Here is a 21,385-nt window from a genome sequence, read left to right as displayed (position 1 = left end):
CCATTCGCGGGGAAAAGCTCGCGTGCAACATAGGCGCAGACAGGATCTGTCGCAACCATTAGTCAGCCGCAGATACGGCCATTTCGATCTAACCATAGAACAGAATCGAAGCCTGCAACGGCGCGGTTTCAGAGGGTTTACATCAAGGCGCCATTGAGTATTCAAAGGGCGTCGTGACCGCGCTCGCCAGCTTGATTCGCGGATGAATATCCTGCAGGGCAAAACATGTTTTCAGCGGGCATACAGGTGACGTTCGATCATGAGGGAAACTTGTGATCATCAAGATTAAAATGAGTTTGTCTCACCAGTACCTGATCCCGACAATGGCCGCCATCAACAAGACATTGGAGTTGTTTGTCATGGCACTGGCCCATTCCCTCGGATTTCCGCGCATCGGTCGCGACCGCGAACTGAAAAAAGCGCAAGAGGCGTTCTGGAAAGGAGAGCTGAACGAGGCCGGCCTGCGTGAAGTGGGTCGTGAACTGCGCAAGGCCCACTGGGACCTGCAGAAAAACGCCGGCATCGAGCTGCTGCCGGTGGGCGATTTCGCCTGGTACGACCAGGTGCTGACTCACTCGCTGATGTTCGGGGTGATCCCCGAGCGTTTCCGTCCGCACGACGGCAAAGCCACGCTGCAGACCCTGTTCGGCATGGCCCGTGGTGTCAGCGACAGCTGCTGCGGCGGTGCACACGCTCAGGAAATGACCAAGTGGTTCGACACCAACTACCACTATCTGGTCCCGGAATTCAGCGCCGATCAACAGTTCCAGCTCGGTTGGGAACAGTTGTTCGAAGAAGTCGAAGAGGCACGTGCCCTCGGCCATAACGTCAAACCGGTGATTATCGGCCCACTGACTTATCTATGGCTGGGCAAGGCCAAAGGCGCCGCATTCGACAAGCTGGAATTGCTCGACCGCCTGCTGCCGCTGTACGGGCAGATCTTCGCGCGCCTCGCCGCACTCGGTGTGGAATGGGTGCAGATCGACGAGCCGATTCTGGTGCTCGACCTGCCGCAGGAATGGAAGAACGCTTTCGAGCGTGCGTACAACCAGATCCAGCGCGATCCGTTGAAAAAGCTGCTCGCCACTTACTTCGGTGGTCTGGAAGAGAACCTCGGCCTGGCCGCCAATCTGCCGGTCGATGGGTTGCACATCGATCTTGTGCGTGCAGCGGAACAGTATCCGACCATTCTTGATCGCCTGCCGGCCTACAAAGTGTTGTCGCTGGGCCTGGTCAATGGCCGTAATGTCTGGCGCTGCGATCTGGAACATGCGCTGGCGACTTTGCAGCATGCGCATGAGCGATTGGGTGATCGGTTGTGGGTCGCGCCGTCCTGTTCGCTGTTGCACAGTCCGGTGGACCTGAGCCGCGAAGACCAGCTCGATGCCGAGCTGAAAAGCTGGCTGGCGTTTGCCGTGCAGAAGTGCGAAGAAGTCGCCGTGCTGGCTCAGGCCGTCAACGAGCCTGAGTCACCAAAAGTGCTCCGTGCCTTGACCCAAAGCCGCTCGGTACAGACCAGTCGCGCCGCCTCGCCACGTATTCACAAACCGGCGGTGCAGGCCCGTGTGGCGGCCATTACAGTGCAGGACAGCCAGCGCCAATCGCCGTTTACCCAGCGCATCGCCAAGCAGCGCGCCGGCCTCGACCTGCCGCTGTTCCCGACCACCACCATCGGTTCGTTTCCGCAGACCGCCTCGATTCGTCTGGCGCGTCAGTCGTTCAAGCAAGGCAAGCTCAGCGAAGCCGAATACACCGAAGCCATGTACAGCGAAATTCGTCACGCTGTGGAGATCCAGGAGCAACTGGGCCTCGATGTACTGGTGCACGGAGAAGCCGAGCGCAACGACATGGTGGAGTACTTCGCCGAGCAACTCGACGGCTACGTGTTCAGCCGTTTTGGCTGGGTGCAGAGCTACGGTTCACGTTGTGTGAAACCGGCAGTGATCTTCGGTGATCTGAGCCGTCCGCAAGCCATGACCGTCGACTGGATCCGCTATGCTCAGGGCCTCACCGGCAAGGTCATGAAAGGTATGCTGACCGGCCCGGTGACCATGCTGATGTGGTCGTTCCCCCGTGAAGACGTGTCCCGTGAAGTGCAGGCGCGGCAACTGGCGCTGGCGATCCGTGACGAAGTGGTGGATCTGGAAGCCGCCGGAATCAAGATCGTGCAGATCGACGAAGCCGCCTTCCGCGAAGGTCTGCCGCTACGCCGCGCGCAGTGGCAGCATTATCTGGACTGGGCCACTGAAGTGTTCCGCCTGTGTGCCTCCGGTGTACGCGACGAAACGCAGATCCACACGCACATGTGCTACAGCGAGTTCAATGATGTGATCGAGTCCATCGCGGCGATGGATGCCGACGTGATCACCATCGAAACCTCGCGTTCGGACATGGAGTTGCTCGACGCTTTCGAAGCCTTCGCCTATCCGAACGAGATCGGCCCGGGTGTCTACGACATCCACTCGCCACGCGTTCCCGATGCTTCGGAGATGGCTAACTTGCTGCGCAAGGCAGCGCAGCGGATTCCGGCCGAGCGGTTGTGGGTCAACCCGGATTGCGGTCTGAAAACCCGTGGCTGGCCGGAGACTGAAGCGGCGCTGGTGCATATGGTTGCCGCTGCCCGGCAACTGCGCAAAGAACTGGCCTGAAGCCTGAATACAAACCCTGTGGGAGCGAGCTTGCTCGCGAAAGCGGAGTGTCAGCTGAATAATTCTCGACTGACACTCCGCCTTCGCGAGCAAGCCCGCTCCCACACTGGAGTGTGTAGGGTATCAGTGCCGGCTCATCAAACCATGCAGCACACCCAGGCGCAGCCCCGGTTCCGACGGCACCATCTGTGAAATCCCGAATGCCTTGAACGCCGCCAGCATCAATACCAATCCGCCGGGCAAAATGCTCTGGCGATGCGGCTGCAAACCTGCCAGCTTCAACTGCTGAACATTCTTCACCTTCAGCAGCAACAGCGACAAACGCAACAACCCACCATAGGTAATGCCATCCTGGCCGAAGTCGTTCAAGCGATTGGCCTTGAGCACTTTCGCCAGCATCCGCGCCGTGCCGGACGAGCCAATGGTCTGCTGCCAGCCCTGTGCGCGGTAGCGGCGGGCGACTTTCTCGAATTGCAGGATCGCCACGCGTTCGGCTTCCTGCAGCGCACCGGGCGCGATGCGCCCGTCAGGGAAATAGCGTGCGCCCAGCGTGCCGCTGCCGATGGCGATGCTTTCGGTGAGCAGCGGCTGCGACCCCTGGCCGAGAATCAGCTCGGTGGAACCACCGCCGATATCGACCACCAGCCGCATGTCTTCTGCATCCGGCAGGGAATGGGCGACGCCGGCATAGACCAGTTGCGCCTCTTCATGGCCGGAAATGACATCGATGCGAAAACCCAGATGACGTTCGGCGCTGTGCAGAAACAACTGCGCATTGTCGGCCTCGCGCACCGCGCTGGTCGCCACGGCCCGCACCTTGCCGGCCTCGAACCCGCGCAGTTTCTTGCCGAACCGCGCCAACGCCTGCCAGCCCCGATCCAGCGCCAGTGCGTCCAGAGCACCGCCTTCGAAACCTTCGGCCAGTCGCACCGGCTCACGCAGGGTTTTGACCTCCTGAATCATCAAGCCCTGTCGACTGCGTACCGACTGGCCGATCATCAGGCGAAACGCATTCGAACCCAGGTCGATGGCGGCAAACAGCGAGGCGTCTTGTTTCATGGGAATCCCTGCAAAGCATCCGTCGAAGGCTCAAGACGGTTTGCGAGGATTTTGCGGTGCGGTTGATGACATCCTGATGACGGGGCAGGGGCGCTTCAGTGAAGGGTTGGCTGTCATGACTCTGTCATTATCCGGCTACTATCCTGACCCCAATACATCGCGTGTTCTTAAAGTTTTTGCTGCCTCTTTGGGCAGCTTTTTTTTGCCTGAAATTCCACACGTTTCCCCCAAAAACCAACACAAAATCCCTGTAGGAGCTGCCGCAGGCTGCGATCTTTTGACTTTTTTTTTAGATCAAAAGATCGCAGCCTGCGGCAGCTCCTACACGTTTATGTCAGTAGGTTTGCGGAGTGTATTGCAATTTTCCATGAGGCTTGGATAGTATACGATCCATATACACTTCGTATTGGATTTGGATATGGGCATCGTAAAGATTTCTGAAGACATGCACGAGAACCTGCGCATCTCCAGCACCGCGCTCAGCCGCTCGATCAACGCGCAGGCCGAGCACTGGATGCGCATCGGCATGCTTGCCGAACTGCACCCCAACCTCGACCACAGCGCCATTTGCCGCTTGCTGATCCGCGCCGAACAGAACGGCGGGCTGGATCTGCACCAACTGACTCAGGAAGCCGTCAGCGCATGAGAAACCAGATCAAGATCAACACCCCCGCCGAAATCGCTCAGTCACGCGCTGCCGGCAAGCTGGCCGCCGAGGTGCTGGCGATGCTGGTACCGCATGTGAAGGCGGGCGTGACCACCGATGAACTGGATCGCCTGTGCAACGACTACATCGTCAACGTGCAGAAAGCGATTCCGGCCAACGTCGGTTATCACGGCTTCCCGAAAACCGTCTGCGCCTCGGTCAACGACGTGGTGTGCCACGGCATCCCGTCGGGCACGCCGCTGAAGGATGGCGACATCGTCAACCTCGACATCGCGGTAATCAAGGATGGCTGGTTCGGCGACACCAGCCGCATGTACGTGGTCGGCGAGGCGACGCCTGAGGCGCAGCACCTGATCAAAACCACCTACGACGCCATGTGCGCCGGCATTCGCAGGGTGCGTCCCGGAGCGACACTGGGCGACATCGGCCATGCGATTCAGAGTCTGGCGGAGAAAGAAGGCTTCAGCGTGGTGCGCGAGTATTGCGGGCATGGCATTGGCAAGGTCTACCACGATGAACCGCAGATCCTGCATTACGGGTTCCCCAATCAGGGCATGAAGCTCAAGGCGGGGATGATCTTCACCGTCGAGCCGATGCTCAATGCCGGCAAGCGCCATGTGAAGAACATGCCGGACGGCTGGACGGTGCTGACCAAGGATGGCTCCTTGTCGGCGCAGTGGGAGCATATGGTGGCGGTGACCGACACCGGCTTCGAGATCCTCACGGCGTGGCCGGACGAAATTGAAGGTTTCACCCCGATCGCCTGAACACTGAGATTCCTGTGGGAGCGGGCTTGCCCGCGAAGACGTCAGCACATTCAACATTGATATTGAATGTACCGGCCTCTTCGCGGGCAAGCCCGCTCCCACAGGGAGGTGTATTGCGTGGGGTATATCAGTGGGAGCCGGCGGCTTTGTTGAGGTCGCTTTCAGCCCATTCGCTGTAGACACAGGCATCCGCCGTCGCCCAGCGCACTCGCACCGGGTCGCCAGCCTTGAGCGGCATGCCGGCGGCGGACAAGGCTTTCACCGTCATCGAAGTACCGCCCGCGGTGAGCACGCTGCACGTCTGGCTCTCACCAAGAAACAACACCTCCACAACCTGCGCCGACACCTCGTTCCAACCCGCTGCCAGCGGCTCTGCGCTTGCCTGCTGCACGCTCAGCGCCACAGCCTTTTCCGGACGCACCATCAGCAGCACATCCTGATCGGTGTGCAACCCGGCGGTCAGTCGAATCGACAATGACTGTCCTTCAAACGAAGCCGCCGCATTGCCTTGGGCCTTGAGCTTGAGGAAGTTCGAGTTGCCGAGGAACGACGCGACAAACGCGTTCGGCGGATTCTGGTACAGGTCATAACCGCTGCCCAGGCCGACAATCTTGCCGTGACTGAAGATCGCGATGCGCTGCGACAGGCGCATGGCTTCTTCCTGATCGTGGGTCACGTAGACGATGGTGATGCCCAGGCGCCGATGCAACTGGCGCAGTTCATCCTGCAGGTCTTCACGCAGTTTTTTATCCAGCGCTCCGAGGGGTTCGTCCATCAACAGAATGCGTGGCTCGTAGACCAGCGCGCGGGCGATGGCGACGCGTTGCTGTTGCCCGCCAGAGAGTTGCGAAGGGCGGCGATGAGCGAATTGTTCCAGTTGCACCAGCTTCAACATCGCATCGACACGCTTGTCACGTTCGGCAGCGGCGAGTTTGCGGATCGCCAGCGGGAAGGCGATGTTGTCGCGCACCGACAGATGCGGGAACAGCGAATAGCGCTGGAACACCATGCCGATGTCGCGCTTGTGCGGCGGCACGTTGACCAACGACTGACCGTTGACCAGGATCTCGCCGCTGCTTGGGGTTTCGAAGCCGGCGAGCATCGACAGCGTGGTGCTTTTGCCCGAGCCGCTGGAGCCGAGGAAGGTCAGGAACTCGCCGTCCTTGATGTCCAACGAGATGTTGTCGACGGCGGCAAAGTCGCCGTAGTGCTTGTTCAGGTTGCGCAGGCTGACCAGAGGTTTGTCGCTCTGCTGGGAGGCGTCTTTGATCACGGCACTCATGTCGTACTCCTGGGCGCTCAGGCGCTGATTTCGTTGCGCCGGCGCAGCGCGGCGGCGATGACCATGACCAAAACCGACAAGCCGATCAGCAGCGTCGAAGCGACGGCGATCACCGGGGTCAGGTCCTGGCGCAGGGTGGTCCACATTTTCACGGGAAGGGTTTGCAGGGTCGGGCTGGCCATCATCACGCTGAGCACCACTTCGTCCCACGAAACCAGAAAGGCGAAGAGGGCGCCGGCGACCATGCCCGGACGAATCGCCGGAAAGGTCACCTTGAACACCGCTTGCAGGCGTGAGGCGCCGCAGATTACCGCCGCGTCTTCAATCGACTGATCGAACAGCTTCAGCGAGTTGATGATCGAGATGATGGTGAACGGCAGCGCGACGATCACATGGCTGACCACGAAGGCGAACATGGTCCCGGTGTAACCGAGCTTGAGAAACAGCGCGTACACCGCCACCGCGATGATCACCAGCGGCACGATCATCGGCAGGGTGAACAGGCCGTAGAGCATTTCCCGACCGGGGAAGCGCCCGCGCACCAGAGCAAACGCGGTTGGCAGACCGAGGGCCACGGCGCAAATCGTGGTCAGCACGGCAACCTTGAGGCTGGCCGCCGCGGCGTTCATCCAGTCGGCGTTGGAGAAGAACTGGCCGTACCATTTCAGCGTCCAGCCCGGCGGCGGGAACACCAGCCACTGCGACGAGCCGAACGACAGCAGGACGATGAACACGATCGGCAACAGCAGGAACAGACCGATCAACCCGGTGGTGGCGTACAAGCCGAAACGCATCCGCCGGCTCATGGCATTGGGAGTCAGGAGCATCTCGGTTTACCTCGCGTTGCTGGCGCCAACCGGGGATTCCGGCTGAAGCTTCAGGTAGAAGTAGAACAGCACCAGCGTGATCGCGATCAGCAACGCGGCGCCGGCACTGGCCAGGCCCCAGTTGAGGAACGATTGCACCTGCTGAATGATGAACTCCGGCAGCATCATGTTCTGCGCCCCGCCGAGCAGCGCCGGGGTGACGTAGTAACCGAGCGACATCACGAACACCATCAACCCGCCGGACGCCAGCCCCGGCCGGCACAGCGGCAGGAACACCCGGAAGAAGTTGGTCCAGGGACTGGCGCCACAGATCGAGCCGGCCTGCAGGATCATCGGGTCGATGGCCTGCATGGTTGCCTGCAACGGCAGGACGATGAACGGGATCATGATGTAACTCATGCCGATCACCACGCCGGTGAGGTTGTGCACCATTTCCAGTGGCTGATCGATGATGCCCAGCGCCATCAGCGCCTTGTTGATCACCCCCGAGGCCTGCAGCAATACCAGCCACGAATAGGTGCGGGCGAGCAGGCTGGTCCACATCGACAGCAGCACGATGTTGAGGATCCAGCGGCCCCAGCCGCGCGGCACCAGAGTGATCGCCCACGCCAGTGGAAAGCCCAGCAACAGGCTGAAAATCGTCACCAGCCCGGCCACCGAAAAGGTGTTGAGCAGCACCCGCGCATACGCCGAGTTGGCGAACAGTTGTTCGTAGTTGCCAAGGCCGGGGGTCGGTTCGAGCACGCCGCGCAACAGCAGGCCAATCAACGGCGCGAGAAAGAACAAACCGAGGAACAGCAGTGCCGGGACCAGGTTGCCGGCACCTTTCCAGCGTTGTCTGAAGGTGGGGGACGAGCCGGCAGCGCCAGTGGCGATCCCGGTCACCGTTGCAGGACGGGGCGCAGTGGCCGCCATTTTCATTTGACCAGCCATTCGTTCCACCGTGTCGCGATGGCTTGACCGTTCTTGGCCCAGTACGCGAAATCAAGCGTGATTTGATCCTTGGCGTAAGCCGTCGGCAGGTTCGGGGCCAGCACCGAGTCCAGGCGCGCCACGCTGTCGACGTTGACCGGGGCGTAGGCGGTCAGGTTGGAGAAGTCGGCCTGGCCTTTGGCACTGCTGGCGTTGGCCAGGAACTTCATCGCCGCGTCCTTGTTTTTCGAACCCTTTGGAATCACCAGGATGTCGGCCATGACCAGGTTCTGTTTCCAGCTCACACCGACGGGTGCGCCGTCTTCCTGCAGGGCGTGAATCCGGCCGTTCCAGAACTGGCCCATGCTCGCTTCACCGGAGGCCAGCAGTTGTTGCGACTGCGCGCCGCCGCCCCACCAGACGATGTCTTTCTTGATGGTGTCGAGTTTCTTGAAGGCGCGATCCAGATCCAGCGGGTAGAGCTTGTCAGCCGCTACGCCGTCGGCCAGCAGGGCCAGTTCGAGCACGCCGGGGCTTGGCCATTTATAGAGCGCGCGTTTGCCGGGATAGGTCTTGGTGTCGAACAGGGCGCTCCAGTCTTGCGGCTTGGCAGCGCCGAGCTTGCCCTCGTTGTAGCCGAGGACGAAGGAGAAGAAGAACGAGCCGACGCCGTAGTCGCTGACGAAACGCGGGTCGATCTTGTCGCGCTGGATGACGTTGAAATCGAGGGGTTCGAGCAGGCCTTCGGAAGCGGCGCGCAGGGCAAAGTCGGCTTCGACATCGACCACGTCCCATTGCACGTTGCCGCTCTCGACCATGGCCTTGAGTTTGCCGTAGTCGGTCGGGCCGTCCTGCACGACGGTGATGCCGCTGGCCTTGCTGAACGGATCGGCCCAGGCCTGTTTCTGCGCATCCTGGGTGCTACCGCCCCAGCTGACAAAGTTCACACTCTCGGCGGCCATTGCAGCCTGGCCGGTCACGCTCAGCAGTCCCGCAAAAAGGATTGCGGTTGCAGCTTTGTTCAACACCATTTTTACGCCCTCATTGTTGTGTTTTTGAGCGGGCTTGCGTTGTTGCCCGCCTGTCGGGAGCAGTAGCTGGACGGTTTTTCAGGTCGTCCGGTCTATGGAATATCATATTATGGTATTCCAAACTTTGTGCAAGCACTTTGCCTTACCGGTTATCTGCTCGCGTGTTGTTTATTGTCAGGGAAATGGGTGAACCGCGTTTTGTGGCGAGGGGATTTATCCCCGATGGGCCGCGAAGCGGCCCCTGAAATCAGCGATTGCGATGTGTCAGGTTGATCGCAATATCTGGTTTTACGACTGCTGCGCAGCCGATCGGGGCGGTGCGACGTTTCGCTAAATCCCCTCGCCACAGGGGATCTCCAGATCTGAGCGTTATTCGGTAAACGGAATGCTCTCCACCACCTCCAGGTCATACCCGGTCAGCCCCGCATACTTCAGCGGCGGCCCAAGATGGCGCAGTTTGCCGACACCGAGGTTCTGCAGAATCTGCGCCCCGGTGCCGACCTCCGAGTAAATCCGCGATTGCGAACGACTGAACTGCCGTGGCGGCTGAGTCAGTTGCGGTACGCGCTCAAGCAATGCCTGTGACGATTCATGATTGGCCAGCACCACCACAACGCCATGCCCCTCGGCCGCAACCCGTTGCAGCGCTGCCCACAACGTCCAGTTCGATGGCCCGCTGTACTCGGCGCCGACCAGATCACGCAGCGGATCGATCACATGCACGCGCACCAGCGTCGGCTCTTCGCGGCGCAATTCGCCCATGACCATTGCCATGTGCACGCCGCCCTCGATGCGGTCTTCGAAGGTGATCAAACGGAACGTGCCATGCACCGTCGGCAATTCCCGCTCGCCGATGCGCTCGATGGTGTGTTCGGTGCTCAGGCGGTAGTGGATCAGGTCGGCAATGGTGCCGATCTTGATCCCGTGCTTGCGCGCGAATACTTCCAGATCCGGACGCCGGGCCATGGTGCCGTCGTCGTTCATCACCTCGACGATCACCGAGGCCGCGGTAAAACCGGCGAGGCGCGCCAGATCGCAACCGGCCTCGGTGTGGCCGGCACGGGTCAGTACCCCACCTTCCTTGGCGCGTAGCGGGAAGATGTGCCCAGGCTGCACCAGGTCTTCAGCGCGGGCGTCTTTGGCCACAGCGGCCGCGACTGTGCGCGCGCGATCAGCCGCAGAAATGCCAGTGGTGACGCCGACCGCTGCTTCAATCGACACGGTGAACGCGGTGCTGAACACGCTGCCATTGCTCGGGACCATCTGCTCAAGGCCCAGGCGCTGGCAGTGCTCGTCGGTCAACGTCAGGCAGATCAACCCGCGTGCTTCACGGGCCATGAAGCTGATCGCCTCGGGCGTGCAGCAGTCGGCGGCCAGCAGCAGGTCGCCTTCGTTTTCCCGATCTTCGTCATCGACCAGCAGGACCATTTTGCCGAGGCGATAATCTTCGAGGATTTCTTCGATGCTGTTGAAGGCCATGCTGGACTCTCAGGGTTGGTTGCAAATAATATTGGTATACCATAATACAGAATCAGCAAAGAGGTCACTATGAAGGCGTACTGGATTGCTCACGTGGATGTCGACGATGCCGAGCACTACAGCCAATACACCCAGCGCGCACCGAAGGCGTTCGCCGAATTCGGCGCGAAGTTTTTAGCGCGTGGCGGGCGCAGCGAAGCACTGGAGGGCAGGGCTACTCCTCAGCGTAGCGTGGTGATCGAGTTCGAGAGCTATGAGAAGGCCGTGGCGTGCTACCACTCGGCGGCGTATCAGGAGGCGAAACGTTATCGCGAGGAATGGGCGCGGGCGGAGATCGTTATCGTCGAAGGTCTGGCGCCGTAGCCATTGTAGGAGCTGCCGCAGGCTGCGATCTTTTGATCTTGTTTTTTAAAATCAAAGTCAAAAGATCGCAGCCTGCGGCAGCTCCTACAGGGGTGAGGTATCAGCGGATAAAGTGGATCTTGCCGCTGTCATCATTGCCCATGTAGATCCCATACACCCCGGCCTGACGCTCCTCGATATAGCGCTCGAGGATCTGCCGGATCGCCGGGTAGTAGATCTGCTCCCACGGAATGTCTTCAGGGGCAAAGAACTTGTAGTCGAGAGTCTCGGGTCCGTACTGCCCGGTGATCTCCAGCGCGATCGCGCGGAAGATGATGTATACCTCGCTGATTTTCGGCACGCTGAAGATCGAATACGGCGAGACGATTTCCGCACGTACGCCGCTTTCTTCCCAGACTTCGCGCAGCGCCGCCTGCTCGGTGGTTTCGCCGCTTTCCATGAAGCCGGCGGGCAGCGTCCAGGTGCCGGGGCGCGGCGGGATCGCCCTTTGGCACAATAGGTATTTGCCGTCCTGCTCGATGATGCAGCCGGCGATGATTTTCGGGTTCACATAGTGGATGTAGCCGCAGCCGCGGCACATCAGGCGCTCGTGCGTATCGCCCGGCGGTACCTGCTGACCGAGGTCAGGGCCACCGCATTTCGGGCAAAAGCTCGGGCTGAACATGTCAGTGACCTATGCGCGGTTCTTTCAGCGCGATGGGCAGGGTGATCGTTGGCGTGGCGCCGGTCTCTTCCTGTTTGCGCTTCAGATAATCGAGGGCCACGGCAGCCGCCGCACGCACGTGATCGACGCAGGCCTGATGCGCCGCCAGCGGATCACCGCTCTTGATCGCCTCGACCATTTTTTCCATTTCGTGATTACTCGCGCCGCGCCGGTTTTCCTGGGACACCGAGGTCGCCCGCAGGTAGCTGATGCGCGCCTGCAACTGGCGCAGCTGCGTGGCCGCGACATGGTTGCCCGAGCCTTCGAGCAGCACGTCGTAGAAGCCCTGCACCGAGTCGATCACCTGTTGCAGTTCGCCGTCCTTGAGTGCCTTGCGGTTCTCGTCGAGGGCTTTTTCCAGGGCCTTGATGTCCTTGGCCTTGGCGCGCAGGGTGAACAGCTGGACGATCAGGCCTTCGAGCACGCAGCGCAGTTCATAGATGTCGACTGCATCGGCGAGGGTGATGATCGCTACGCGCGGGCCTTTGGCATCGGCGAATTCGACCAGGCCTTCGGACTCCAGGTGACGCAAGGCTTCGCGCACCGACGTGCGACTGACACCGAGGCGATCGCACAGATCGCGCTCAACCAGACGATCGCCGGGCATGAGCTGGAAATTCATGATCGCGCTACGCAGTTTGTCCAGCACGATTTCGCGCAGGGTAACGGGGTTGCGATTGACCTTGAAGCTGTCGTCGAGTGGCTGGCGTTTCATGGGGTCCGCTCTTTAAGTTGGCTGTCCATGCCAGACGGGCATCTAAACAGCCGAGGGGTTAACTGGAGGCCTCGGCGTCGGCTTCGGCGAAGGCTTCACGGGCGAGCCGGAAACTGTCCACGGCTGCCGGGACGCCGCAATAAATACCGACCTGAAGCAGAATTTCGCGTATTTGCTCACGACTCAGGCCGTTACGCAAGGCGCCGCGCACATGCAGCTTGAGTTCGTGCGGACGGTTGAGCGCCGAGATCATCGCCAGGTTGATCATGCTGCGCTCCTTGAGCGACAAACCCTCACGGCCCCAGACATGACCCCAGCAGTATTCGGTGACCATTTCCTGCAGCGGGCGGGTGAAGTCGTCGGCGTTCTCGATCGAGCGCTGCACGTAGGCTTCGCCCAGTACCTGGGTGCGGATTTTCAGGCCCTTTTCGTATTTTTCGTTACTCATCATTCCTCCTCGCACCACATATCCCTTTGCTGGAATGAACCCTGTGGTGAGGGGATTTATCCCCGATCGGCTGCGGAGCAGTCGTAAACCATTGCACGCGGTGTTTCTGGAAAAACGCGGGTGCAGGTTGTGGGGGCGCTTCGCACCCCATCGGGGATAAATCCCCTCACCACAATGGGCAGTTCCAAAGTGGGACCTATGTATCCATCAGGCCAGGGTCGGCAACGGCCCGAGCTTGCCTTTGTGATAAATCATCGGCGTCACCGGTTGCGCGGGCAGGATCAGGTTCTTCACCGCGCCGACAATGATCGCGTGATCACCACCGTCGTATTCACGCCACAACTCGCACTCAATGATCGCCGTGGCCTTGGCGAGGATCGGGTTACCCAGTTCGCTCAAATGCCACTGGATGTCTTTGGCCTTGTCCTTGCCTTTACCGGCGAAGGCGTAGGCTTCAGCGGTCTGCTCGGCGGACAGCAAATGGATCGCGAATTTCTGGCTGTCGCGCAGCACCGGGTAGGTGTCAGAGGCGTAGTTGGGGCAGAACAGCACCAGCGCCGGGTCAATCGACAGCGCACTGAAGGCGCTGGCGGTGATGCCGACGATGGCGCCCTCCGGGTCGAGGGTGGTGACCACCGTGACCCCGGACGGAAACGAGCTCATGACGTCTTTGTAAATGCCGGGTTCGATCATGTCGCAGGACTCCTAGCGCATCACAAACGGGTCAGGCATCGGGGCCTGAGAGAGATTGATCCACACCGTTTTCAGTTCGGTGTAGGCCAGCACCGAATCGATGCCGCTTTCGCGTCCATAGCCACTGTTCTTGAAGCCGCCAATAGGCGCCATCGCCGATACCGCGCGGTAGGTGTTGACCCAGATGATCCCTGAGCGCACGTCCCGGGCCAGACGATGGGCGCGGCCCAGATCACGGGTCCAGATGCCGGCGGCGAGGCCGAACTGCGAGTCGTTGGCGATTGCCAGCGCCTCGGCTTCATCTTTGAAGCGAATCACCGATGCCACCGGGCCGAAGACTTCTTCCTGCATGATCTTCATCGAGTTGCGGCCGCACTCGAACAGCGTCGGCTCGTAGAACCAGCCGTCACCGAGGCCGGCCGGACGCTTGCCGCCGGTGCGCAACCGCGCGCCTTCAGCAATAGCGTCAGCCACCAGACCTTCGACCACTGCCAATTGCTGCGCGGTGGCCATCGGGCCCATTTCGCTGTGGTCTTCCTGCGGGTTGCCGATGCGGATGCGCCGGGCGCGTTCCACCAGGCGGTTGACGAACTCGTCATAGATTTCGTCCTGCACCAGCAGGCGCGAACCGGAAACGCAGCTCTGGCCCGAGGCGGCGTAGATCCCGGCGATGGCGCCGTTGATCGCGCTGTCCAGATCGGCGTCGGCGAAGATGATGTTCGGCGATTTGCCACCCAGTTCCAGCGACAGCTTGGCGAAGTTCTCGGCGCTGCTGCGCACCACGTGTCGGGCCGTGGCCGCGCCGCCGGTGAAGGCGATCTTGCGGATCAGCGGATGGCGGGTGAGGGCGGCGCCGGTGCTCGGGCCGTAACCGGTGACAACGTTGACCACGCCCGGTGGAATTCCGGCTTCCAGCGCCAGTCGCGCCAGCTCAAGGATGGTTGCCGAAGCGTGCTCGGACGGCTTGATCACAATCGTGTTGCCGGCGGCGAGGGCCGGCGCCAGTTTGATCGCGGTCAGGTACAGCGGGCTGTTCCAGGGAATGATCGCGGCGACCACGCCCATCGCTTCGTGCACGGTGTAGGCAAACAGGTCGGGCTTGTCCAGCGGCAGGGTGCCGCCTTCGAGCTTGTCGGCCAGACCTGCGGTGTAGTGGAAGAACTCCGGCAGATAACCGACCTGACCACGGGTTTCGCGGATCAGTTTGCCATTGTCGCGGCTTTCCAGCTGCGCCAGTTGTTCCTTGTTTTCCGCGATCAGGTCACCGAGACGCCGCAGCAGTTTGCCGCGTGCGGTGGCGGTGAGGCCGCGCCAGGCCGGGCTGTCGAAGGCAGTCTGCGCCGCTTGCACGGCGCGTTCGACATCGGCTTCATCGGCGTCAGGCAGTTCGGCCCAGGCTTGCGCGCTGGCCGGGTTGAGGCTTTCGAAAGTCTTGCCGGAGAGGGCGTCGACCCATTCTCCGCCGATGCACATCTGGAAGCGTTGGAGTGTCATGCAACGATCCCCTTTATAGGGTTTTGTCGGGCGTGTGCGTAGTCGAGAAATTCCAGCAACGTCTGGTTGACCAGGCGCGGCGACTCTACCGGCATCATATGCCGTTGCTCGGGCAGTACCGCAACCTTCGCACCGGGGATGCGCCGGGCCAGTTGCTCGGCCATTTCCGGGGTGGAACCGGGGTCCAATTCGCCGGTGGCGATCAGCGTCGGCGCCTGAATACTGCCGAGGTCGTCGGCGCGGTACATGTCCTGAGTGGCGAACAATTCATAGGTAGTCAGATAACCCTGCGGGTCGTTGCCGGCCAGGGTCTGACGAATGGCCGCGATCTGCGCCGGGTTCGCCGCCTGATATTCGCGGCTGAACCAGCGCGACAGCGCCGCTTCGGCATTGGCGTCCGGCCCGTGTTCGGCGGCCTGCGCGGTGCGGGCGATGACCCCGGCGCGTTGTTCTTCGCTGCGGTTGAACACGCTGTTGAGCACCACCAGGCTTTGCAGGCGCTCCGGGTAATGCAGGGCAAACGCCCGCGCCACCAGGCCACCCATGGAGAAACCGATCACCGCTGCCTGGGGCAGATTCAAGTGATCGAGCAGTTCCAGCAACTGATCGGCATAACCGAGCAGGCCGGTGCCGCTGGCCGGGCGCGGGCTGGCGCCATGGCCGAGCATGTCGTAGGCGATCACCTGGTATTGGGCAGACAGGCCAACGATCTGGCCGCCCCACATTTCTTTATTCAGGCCCACGCCGTGGATCAAGACCACGGGCTGGCCTTGGCCGGTCGCCAGGTAACTGGTGCCAGCCGGGGTGAGTTCAGCGGTGAGCCGAATCATGGAGCGCTCCTGCAATGCCTTTTTATTGTGATTACTGGGCTTTTTCGGCGGCCAGTTCTTCCAGATCGATGTAGCGGTTGCCGATGCGCGGGTGCAGGCGACCACCGTCGGCGCAACCGAGCACCACCACGATTTCGTCGGCACGCGGCGCGTCTTCGATCTGCATTTCCAGGGTGATGTAGTGCGAGCGCAGACCTTCGTCGTCCTTGTGCATCATCGGGATCTGGATCGACGTGCCCGGGCCGCCGCGCTTGTTGGTGAAGCTCAGGTAGCTCTTGGCCTTGACCGCTTCGCGGTAGTGGTTGCCGAAGCGCAGGGTGTGGATCACCGCCGAGGCGTGTTCGATTTCGCCGTCGGCGCCGACCACTGCGGCTTTACCGTAAGCCTCGATCTTCTCGGCACCGCCGATGATGCCCACCAGACGCTCGACCATCATTGCGCCGAGGTCGGAGCAGTTGGCGCGGATTTGCGGTTTCAGGTCCTCGACGAAGCCGTTGCCGACCCACGGGTTCTTCATCACCACGGCCAGGCCAACCATGGTCACTGGCTTGTCAGTGGTCTTGCCGCCTTCGATGAAGGTTTCTTCGACATAGCTGACGATCTTGCGAATTTCGAAACTCATGAGCTGCTCCGTAGGGGAATTGAGAGTGTCTGTGCGTCTGATGGTATACCATAATACCGATCGTGCAAGTCCCCCACGCAAGATTTGCCGCATCGATCCGGCGAATGGCGGTGTATTCGCCTGCCATCCTCATCAATCCGCCACGACGCGATATCGATGTAGGAGCTGCGGCACGCTGCGATCTTTTGATCTTGTTTTTAAAAAACCGGATCAAAAGATCGCAGCGTGCCGCAGCTCCTACAGGGGGTTGTGTCGGGTCATTTGGTTAACAAAAGATAACGTGGCGCCGATTGTCAGACGTTTCCAAAGCCCGATAGGATGAGCCAGCTTCCCAAGGCGCTCTGGACTGCGGGTTTCACGGCTATGCTTGTGACCCATCAGTCACCACGAGCACCCTTGCGGCGCCCTAAGGCCCAATGGCCTAACAATAATAAATAGGGGAAGGTCTATGAGTCGTTGCCGCCCGCCGGCGTTACGCAACACCGCGTTGCTGGCCACAGCACTCACACTGCTGGGCTGTGCTGCCTTGTCGGCACCCGTTCTGGCCGCCGAAGCGCCCGCCGACGGGGTGTATGCCACCGAATCGGCCAAAGCCGCCAAAAGCCTGATACTCGATGTTGTCCACGCCGGCACCCGGTTGGTGGCGGTGGGTGATCGCGGGCACATTCTCTATTCCGATGACCAGGGCAAGACCTGGACCCAGGCCAAGGTGCCGACCCGGCAACTGCTGACGGCGGTGTACTTCGTCGACGACAAGCACGGCTGGGCGGTCGGCCACGACGCGCAGATCCTCGCCAGCGCTGACGGCGGCCTGACCTGGAGCAAACAGTTCGAAGACCTCAAGCGCGAAGCACCGCTGCTCGACGTCTGGTTCCAGGAAGTCAACCACGGCGTCGCCGTAGGCGCCTACGGTGCCTTGCTGGAAACCACCGACGGCGGCAAGAACTGGCAGGACGTCAGTGACCGCCTCGACAACCAGGACCAGTTCCACCTCAACGCCATCGCGGCGGTCAAGGACGCCGGGCTGTTCATCGTCGGCGAGCAGGGCAGCATGTTCCGCTCCCCGGACTGGGGCCAGACCTGGGAAAAACTCCAGGGCCCATATCAAGGCTCGCTGTTCGGCGTGATCGGCACCGCCCAGGCGCAGACCTTGTTGGCCTACGGCCTGCGCGGCAACCTCTATCGTTCCAGCGATTTCGGCAGCACCTGGCAGCAGGTCGAACTCAAAGCCGCGCGTGGTGCGCTGGAGTTCGGCCTGTCCGGCGCCACGCTGCTCGCGGATGGCTCGATCGTGATCGTCGGCAACGGCGGCTCGGTGATCAGCAGCAGCGACAACGGCGAAACCTTCAGCGTGTTCAACCGCCCGGACCGCATTTCGCTGTCCTCGGTGACAGCGGCCGGCGACGGCAATCTGATTCTGACCGGGCAGGGCGGCGTGCACACCACGCAGCCCAACGGCGCCGAAATCAATAATAAGAAGGCGGGGCTATGACTTCCTTGAGCACTCATCATCAGGACAAGGCGACGTTCCTCGAACGTCTGATTTTCAACAACCGCCCGGCCGTGATCCTGATCTGCCTGGTGGTCAGCATTTTCCTGTTCTGGCAGGCCACGCTGATCCGGCCGTCCACCAGTTTCGAAAAAATGATCCCGCTCAAGCATCCGTTCATCGAGAAGATGATGGAGCACCGCAACGATCTGGCGAACCTGGGCAACACCGTACGGATTTCGGTGGAAGCCAAAGACGGCGACATCTTCTCCAAGGAGTACATGGAGACCCTGCGCCAGATCAACGACGAGGTGTTCTACATCTCCGGCGTCGACCGCTCCGGCCTCAAGTCGCTGTGGAGTCCGAGCGTACGCTGGACCGAAGTCACCGAAGAAGGCTTTGCCGGCGGCGAAGTGATCCCGCAGAGCTACGACGGCTCGCCGGACAGCCTCGACATGCTGCGCAACAACGTCCTCAAATCCGGGCAGGTCGGGCGCCTGGTGGCCAACGACTTCAAATCGAGCATCGTCGACATCCCGCTGCTGGAGTCCTACCCGGACCCGCAGGATCAGGGCAAGCTGCTGGCGCTGGACTACCGCCAGTTCTCCCATGAGCTCGAAGACAAGATCCGCAACAAGTTCGAAGCACAGAACCCCAACGTCAAGATCCACATCGTCGGTTTCGCCAAGAAGGTCGGTGACCTGATCGACGGTCTGGTGATGGTGGTGATGTTCTTCGGCATCGCGTTCGTCATCACCCTGATTCTGCTGCTGTGGTTCACCAACTGCCTGCGCAGCACCATTGCGGTATTGAGCACCACGCTGGTGGCGGTGGTCTGGCAACTCGGGCTGATGCACTTCTTCGGTTTCGGGCTGGATCCGTATTCGATGCTGGTGCCGTTCCTGATCTTCGCCATCGGCATTTCCCACGGCGTGCAGAAGATCAACGGCATCGCCCTGCAGTCGAGTGAGGCGGACAACGCCCTGACTGCCGCGCGGCGCACGTTCCGGCAACTGTTCCTGCCGGGGATGATCGCGATTCTCGCGGATGCGGTGGGCTTCATCACCCTGCTGATCATCGACATCGGAGTGATCCGCGAGCTGGCGATCGGCGCGTCCATCGGCGTGGCGGTCATCGTGTTCACCAACCTGATCCTGCTGCCGGTGGCGATTTCCTATGTCGGCATCAGCAAGCGTGCGATTGCCAAGAGCAAGAAGGACGCGAATCGCGAACATCCGTTCTGGCGCCTGCTGTCGAATTTCGCCAGCCCGAAAGTCGCCCCGGTTTCGATTGCTCTGGCGCTGCTCGCCTTCGGCGGCGGCCTCTGGTACAGCCAGAACCTGAAGATCGGCGACCTCGACCAGGGCGCGCCGGAGCTGCGTCCGGACTCGCGCTACAACAAGGATAACAACTTCATCATCAACAACTATTCCACCAGTTCCGACGTGCTGGTGGTGATGGTCAAGACCGCCACCGAGGGCTGCTCGCGCTACGAAGCGATGGCGCCGATCGACGAACTGATGTGGAAGATGCAGAACACCGAGGGCGTGCAGTCGGCGATCTCGCTGGTGACCGTGTCCAAACAGATGATCAAGGGCATGAACGAGGGCAACCTGAAATGGGAAACCCTGTCGCGCAACCCGGACGTGCTGAACAACTCGATCGCCCGTGCCGACGGCCTGTACAACAACAGCTGTTCGCTGGCGCCGGTGCTGATCTTCCTCAACGACCACAAGGCCGAAACCCTCGACCGTGCGGTGCATGCGGTGCAGGAATTCGCCAAGGCCAACAACAAGGACGGCCTGGAATTCATCCTCGCCGCCGGTAACGCCGGGATCGAAGCGGCCACCAACGAGGTGATCAAACAGGCCGAACTGACCATCCTGATCCTGGTGTACATCTGCGTGGCGGTGATGTGCATGATCACCTTCCGTTCATGGGCGGCGACCCTGTGCATCGTCCTGCCGCTGGTGCTGACCTCGGTGCTGGGCAACGCGCTGATGGCGTTCATGGGAATCGGCGTCAAAGTCGCGACCCTGCCGGTGGTGGCACTGGGCGTGGGGATTGGCGTGGACTACGGCATCTACATCTACAGCCGTCTGGAGAGTTTCCTGCGCGCCGGTCTGCCCTTGCAGGAAGCCTATTACCAGACCCTGAAATCCACCGGTAAAGCGGTGCTGTTCACCGGCCTGTGCCTGGCCATCGGCGTGTGCACCTGGATCTTCTCGGCAATCAAGTTCCAGGCCGACATGGGCCTGATGCTGACCTTCATGTTGCTGTGGAACATGTTCGGTGCGCTGTGGCTGTTGCCGGCCCTGGCCAAGTTCCTGATCAAGCCGGAGAAACTGGCGGGGCAGAAGGGCAATTCGCTGTTTGCTCACTGATCCGGACGCCTGAAACGACAAAGCCGCAACCTCAGGGTTGCGGCTTTTTTGTAGGTCAAGATCAAAAGATCGCAGCCTTCGGCAGCTCCTGCAATGGGCACAAGTACACTCGACATTCACCAGTGCACACGATCCCTGTAGGAGCTGCCGAAGGCTGCGATCTTTTGACTTTGCTTCAGGAAAGCTCGGTACCCAGCACAACACTCAACGCACTGCGCGCATCATCCAGTTGAACCAGCGTCGCGTGGCGGGCGCCAAGGGCATCACGGTTCTCGATCGCGGTGAGAATCGCCTTGTGCCGCGGCAACGCCAGTTCATGCAGATTCGGCCGCTGGTTGGAATGCTTCAACGCCTCGGCAATCGCCACCGAAAGCATGTTGCACAGGTTCGCCAGCAAATCGTTGTGCGTCGCATCGGCAATCCGGCTATGGAAGTCCAGGTCCGGTTGCAGCAAGGCCTCCGGCGTCGGCGCGGCTTCCATGCGTTGATAGGCCTCGCCGATGGCGGCGATGTCGGCCTCGGTCGCGTGCTGGGCGGCGAGGGCGGCAGCGGCCGGTTCGATGATGCTGCGCACGCTGGTCAGCACATTGAAGAATTCATTCTGCGGACTGCTTTGCATCAGCCAGTGCAGCACGTCCGGGTCGAGCATGTGCCATTCGCGACGGGCCTTGACCACCGTGCCGACGCGTGGTTTGGAGTACACCAGCCCCTTGGCCACCAGCACTCGCGTGGCTTCGCGCAACACCGGGCGGCTGACCGCGTATTCCTCGCACAGCAGTGCTTCGGCGGGCAGTTTGTCGTCGGGCAAAAAGCGTCCGGAGACGATCTGCATGCCCAGTTCCTGGACAATGCGCGAGTGCATGCTTTTACGGTCGGAGGGTTTGCGGTAATCCATGGGGAACGGCGCGATCCTGAGCGATGGAGATGCCGCGCATCATAGCAGGCACGGGCGGTGGGCGATCCAGCCCTTGA

The 21,385-nt window shown here is 61.0% G+C and carries 21 protein-coding genes; 7 read left to right on the top strand and 14 right to left on the bottom strand.

Features of this window, described 5'->3' with window-relative positions; translation table 11 throughout:
* Positions 1 to 359: 359 nt before the first annotated feature.
* A complete protein-coding gene (metE, locus tag AB1J88_RS09035) occupies positions 360 to 2,648 on the top strand; it encodes a 5-methyltetrahydropteroyltriglutamate--homocysteine S-methyltransferase (RefSeq protein WP_430292679.1) in 2,289 nt (762 codons plus the stop codon).
* A 123-nt stretch (positions 2,649 to 2,771) separates the two neighbouring features.
* Here metE and AB1J88_RS09030 read toward each other — a convergent pair whose 3' ends face one another.
* Positions 2,772 to 3,707 carry a Ppx/GppA family phosphatase gene (locus AB1J88_RS09030; RefSeq protein ID WP_108182455.1) on the bottom strand — a complete coding sequence of 312 codons (936 nt, stop codon included), beginning with the start codon at positions 3,705 to 3,707 and terminating at the stop codon, positions 2,772 to 2,774.
* Between AB1J88_RS09030 and AB1J88_RS09025 the strand changes: the two genes are divergently transcribed.
* From AB1J88_RS09025 to map, 3 genes are read left to right on the top strand one after another with little or no spacing between them, the layout of a single operon-like run.
* A complete protein-coding gene (locus AB1J88_RS09025; protein ID WP_430290864.1) occupies positions 3,706 to 4,089 on the top strand; it encodes a hypothetical protein in 384 nt (127 codons plus the stop codon). The genes AB1J88_RS09030 and AB1J88_RS09025 overlap by 2 nt on opposite strands.
* Positions 4,090 to 4,125: 36 nt before the next feature.
* The gene (locus AB1J88_RS09020) at positions 4,126 to 4,353 is read left to right on the top strand and encodes a ParD-like family protein (protein WP_025111624.1); all 228 of its coding nucleotides are present in this window, start codon (positions 4,126 to 4,128) and stop codon (positions 4,351 to 4,353) included.
* On the top strand, positions 4,350 to 5,141 hold the full coding sequence (map, locus tag AB1J88_RS09015) for a type I methionyl aminopeptidase (RefSeq protein ID WP_222014938.1): 792 nt from the start codon (positions 4,350 to 4,352) through the stop codon (positions 5,139 to 5,141). Before AB1J88_RS09020 ends, map begins: the two co-directional genes overlap by 4 nt.
* A 127-nt stretch (positions 5,142 to 5,268) precedes the next feature.
* Here the strand turns inward: map and AB1J88_RS09010 are convergent, their stop codons facing one another.
* From AB1J88_RS09010 to ribBA, 5 genes are all read right to left on the bottom strand, one after another.
* Positions 5,269 to 6,423, bottom strand: coding sequence for an ABC transporter ATP-binding protein (locus AB1J88_RS09010; RefSeq protein WP_430290863.1), 1,155 nt, complete (start codon positions 6,421 to 6,423; stop codon positions 5,269 to 5,271).
* 17 nt (positions 6,424 to 6,440) lie between these two features.
* Positions 6,441 to 7,250 (bottom strand): ABC transporter permease, encoded by an 810-nt coding sequence (locus AB1J88_RS09005; protein WP_025111627.1) that lies wholly within the window; start codon positions 7,248 to 7,250, stop codon positions 6,441 to 6,443.
* A gap of 6 nt (positions 7,251 to 7,256) precedes the next feature.
* Positions 7,257 to 8,171: an ABC transporter permease gene (locus AB1J88_RS09000; RefSeq protein ID WP_430292678.1), complete on the bottom strand. Its 915-nt coding sequence runs from the start codon at positions 8,169 to 8,171 to the stop codon at positions 7,257 to 7,259.
* Positions 8,168 to 9,193 carry an ABC transporter substrate-binding protein gene (locus AB1J88_RS08995; RefSeq protein ID WP_108182459.1) on the bottom strand — a complete coding sequence of 342 codons (1,026 nt, stop codon included), beginning with the start codon at positions 9,191 to 9,193 and terminating at the stop codon, positions 8,168 to 8,170. The genes AB1J88_RS09000 and AB1J88_RS08995 overlap by 4 nt, the downstream gene beginning before the upstream one ends.
* Before the next feature lie 369 nt (positions 9,194 to 9,562).
* Positions 9,563 to 10,672: a bifunctional 3,4-dihydroxy-2-butanone-4-phosphate synthase/GTP cyclohydrolase II gene (ribBA, locus tag AB1J88_RS08990; protein ID WP_430290862.1), complete on the bottom strand. Its 1,110-nt coding sequence runs from the start codon at positions 10,670 to 10,672 to the stop codon at positions 9,563 to 9,565.
* A gap of 69 nt (positions 10,673 to 10,741) precedes the next feature.
* Between ribBA and AB1J88_RS08985 the strand changes: the two genes are divergently transcribed.
* The gene (locus AB1J88_RS08985; RefSeq protein ID WP_430290861.1) at positions 10,742 to 11,035 is read left to right on the top strand and encodes a DUF1330 domain-containing protein; all 294 of its coding nucleotides are present in this window, start codon (positions 10,742 to 10,744) and stop codon (positions 11,033 to 11,035) included.
* 100 nt (positions 11,036 to 11,135) lie between these two features.
* Here AB1J88_RS08985 and AB1J88_RS08980 read toward each other — a convergent pair whose 3' ends face one another.
* From AB1J88_RS08980 to AB1J88_RS08950, 7 genes are all read right to left on the bottom strand, one after another.
* Positions 11,136 to 11,699 (bottom strand): NUDIX hydrolase, encoded by a 564-nt coding sequence (locus AB1J88_RS08980; RefSeq protein ID WP_041062549.1) that lies wholly within the window; start codon positions 11,697 to 11,699, stop codon positions 11,136 to 11,138.
* A gap of 1 nt (position 11,700) precedes the next feature.
* On the bottom strand, positions 11,701 to 12,453 hold the full coding sequence (locus AB1J88_RS08975; RefSeq protein WP_108182462.1) for a GntR family transcriptional regulator: 753 nt from the start codon (positions 12,451 to 12,453) through the stop codon (positions 11,701 to 11,703).
* 58 nt (positions 12,454 to 12,511) lie between these two features.
* Positions 12,512 to 12,901, bottom strand: coding sequence for a carboxymuconolactone decarboxylase family protein (locus AB1J88_RS08970; RefSeq protein ID WP_007968634.1), 390 nt, complete (start codon positions 12,899 to 12,901; stop codon positions 12,512 to 12,514).
* A 207-nt stretch (positions 12,902 to 13,108) separates the two neighbouring features.
* Entirely contained in the window at positions 13,109 to 13,594 is a 486-nt protein-coding gene (locus tag AB1J88_RS08965; RefSeq protein ID WP_430290860.1) for a flavin reductase family protein, read from the bottom strand.
* Between the two features lie 12 nt (positions 13,595 to 13,606).
* Entirely contained in the window at positions 13,607 to 15,088 is a 1,482-nt protein-coding gene (locus AB1J88_RS08960; protein WP_430290859.1) for an aldehyde dehydrogenase, read from the bottom strand.
* Complete coding sequence (locus AB1J88_RS08955) at positions 15,085 to 15,918, bottom strand: alpha/beta fold hydrolase (RefSeq protein WP_041062533.1); 834 nt, start codon at positions 15,916 to 15,918, stop codon at positions 15,085 to 15,087. The genes AB1J88_RS08960 and AB1J88_RS08955 overlap by 4 nt, the downstream gene beginning before the upstream one ends.
* 31 nt (positions 15,919 to 15,949) lie before the next feature.
* The gene (locus AB1J88_RS08950; RefSeq protein WP_430290858.1) at positions 15,950 to 16,540 is read right to left on the bottom strand and encodes an amino acid synthesis family protein; all 591 of its coding nucleotides are present in this window, start codon (positions 16,538 to 16,540) and stop codon (positions 15,950 to 15,952) included.
* Positions 16,541 to 16,988: 448 nt separating this feature from the next.
* Between AB1J88_RS08950 and AB1J88_RS08945 the strand changes: the two genes are divergently transcribed.
* Both AB1J88_RS08945 and AB1J88_RS08940 read left to right on the top strand, forming a co-directional pair.
* Positions 16,989 to 18,032 carry a WD40/YVTN/BNR-like repeat-containing protein gene (locus AB1J88_RS08945; protein ID WP_430290857.1) on the top strand — a complete coding sequence of 348 codons (1,044 nt, stop codon included), beginning with the start codon at positions 16,989 to 16,991 and terminating at the stop codon, positions 18,030 to 18,032.
* Positions 18,029 to 20,413: an efflux RND transporter permease subunit gene (locus AB1J88_RS08940; protein ID WP_086790937.1), complete on the top strand. Its 2,385-nt coding sequence runs from the start codon at positions 18,029 to 18,031 to the stop codon at positions 20,411 to 20,413. Before AB1J88_RS08945 ends, AB1J88_RS08940 begins: the two co-directional genes overlap by 4 nt.
* 175 nt (positions 20,414 to 20,588) lie before the next feature.
* On the opposite strand, the gene AB1J88_RS08935 is transcribed toward AB1J88_RS08940, so the two are convergent.
* Positions 20,589 to 21,308 (bottom strand): FadR/GntR family transcriptional regulator, encoded by a 720-nt coding sequence (locus AB1J88_RS08935; RefSeq protein WP_007917986.1) that lies wholly within the window; start codon positions 21,306 to 21,308, stop codon positions 20,589 to 20,591.
* Positions 21,309 to 21,385 lie beyond the last annotated feature (77 nt).

The sequence above is a fragment of the Pseudomonas sp. S8 genome (genome assembly GCF_050473925.1).
In the GTDB taxonomy this organism is placed as follows: domain Bacteria; phylum Pseudomonadota; class Gammaproteobacteria; order Pseudomonadales; family Pseudomonadaceae; genus Aquipseudomonas; species Aquipseudomonas parakoreensis.
This window is presented reverse-complemented; position numbering and strand designations above follow the sequence as displayed.

Bases quoted from the DNA above. Each gene is read 5' to 3' on its own strand.
- AB1J88_RS08960 (WP_430290859.1), bottom strand. From the start codon at position 15,088: ATGACACTCCAACGCTTCCAGATGTGCATCGGCGGAGAATGGGTCGAC.
- AB1J88_RS09010 (WP_430290863.1), bottom strand. From the start codon at position 6,423: ATGAGTGCCGTGATCAAAGACGCCTCCCAGCAGAGCGACAAACCTCTG.
- AB1J88_RS08975 (WP_108182462.1), bottom strand. From the start codon at position 12,453: ATGAAACGCCAGCCACTCGACGACAGCTTCAAGGTCAATCGCAACCCC.
- metE (WP_430292679.1), top strand. From the start codon at position 360: ATGGCACTGGCCCATTCCCTCGGATTTCCGCGCATCGGTCGCGACCGC.
- AB1J88_RS08940 (WP_086790937.1), top strand. From the start codon at position 18,029: ATGACTTCCTTGAGCACTCATCATCAGGACAAGGCGACGTTCCTCGAA.
- AB1J88_RS08980 (WP_041062549.1), bottom strand. From the start codon at position 11,699: ATGTTCAGCCCGAGCTTTTGCCCGAAATGCGGTGGCCCTGACCTCGGT.
- AB1J88_RS08955 (WP_041062533.1), bottom strand. From the start codon at position 15,918: ATGATTCGGCTCACCGCTGAACTCACCCCGGCTGGCACCAGTTACCTG.
- AB1J88_RS08965 (WP_430290860.1), bottom strand. From the start codon at position 13,594: ATGATCGAACCCGGCATTTACAAAGACGTCATGAGCTCGTTTCCGTCC.
- AB1J88_RS09000 (WP_430292678.1), bottom strand. From the start codon at position 8,171: ATGAAAATGGCGGCCACTGCGCCCCGTCCTGCAACGGTGACCGGGATC.
- ribBA (WP_430290862.1), bottom strand. From the start codon at position 10,672: ATGGCCTTCAACAGCATCGAAGAAATCCTCGAAGATTATCGCCTCGGC.
- AB1J88_RS08985 (WP_430290861.1), top strand. From the start codon at position 10,742: ATGAAGGCGTACTGGATTGCTCACGTGGATGTCGACGATGCCGAGCAC.
- AB1J88_RS09025 (WP_430290864.1), top strand. From the start codon at position 3,706: ATGGGAATCCCTGCAAAGCATCCGTCGAAGGCTCAAGACGGTTTGCGA.
- AB1J88_RS08945 (WP_430290857.1), top strand. From the start codon at position 16,989: ATGAGTCGTTGCCGCCCGCCGGCGTTACGCAACACCGCGTTGCTGGCC.
- AB1J88_RS08935 (WP_007917986.1), bottom strand. From the start codon at position 21,308: ATGGATTACCGCAAACCCTCCGACCGTAAAAGCATGCACTCGCGCATT.
- AB1J88_RS08950 (WP_430290858.1), bottom strand. From the start codon at position 16,540: ATGAGTTTCGAAATTCGCAAGATCGTCAGCTATGTCGAAGAAACCTTC.
- AB1J88_RS08970 (WP_007968634.1), bottom strand. From the start codon at position 12,901: ATGAGTAACGAAAAATACGAAAAGGGCCTGAAAATCCGCACCCAGGTA.
- AB1J88_RS09030 (WP_108182455.1), bottom strand. From the start codon at position 3,707: ATGAAACAAGACGCCTCGCTGTTTGCCGCCATCGACCTGGGTTCGAAT.
- AB1J88_RS09020 (WP_025111624.1), top strand. From the start codon at position 4,126: ATGGGCATCGTAAAGATTTCTGAAGACATGCACGAGAACCTGCGCATC.
- map (WP_222014938.1), top strand. From the start codon at position 4,350: ATGAGAAACCAGATCAAGATCAACACCCCCGCCGAAATCGCTCAGTCA.
- AB1J88_RS09005 (WP_025111627.1), bottom strand. From the start codon at position 7,250: ATGCTCCTGACTCCCAATGCCATGAGCCGGCGGATGCGTTTCGGCTTG.
- AB1J88_RS08995 (WP_108182459.1), bottom strand. From the start codon at position 9,193: ATGGTGTTGAACAAAGCTGCAACCGCAATCCTTTTTGCGGGACTGCTG.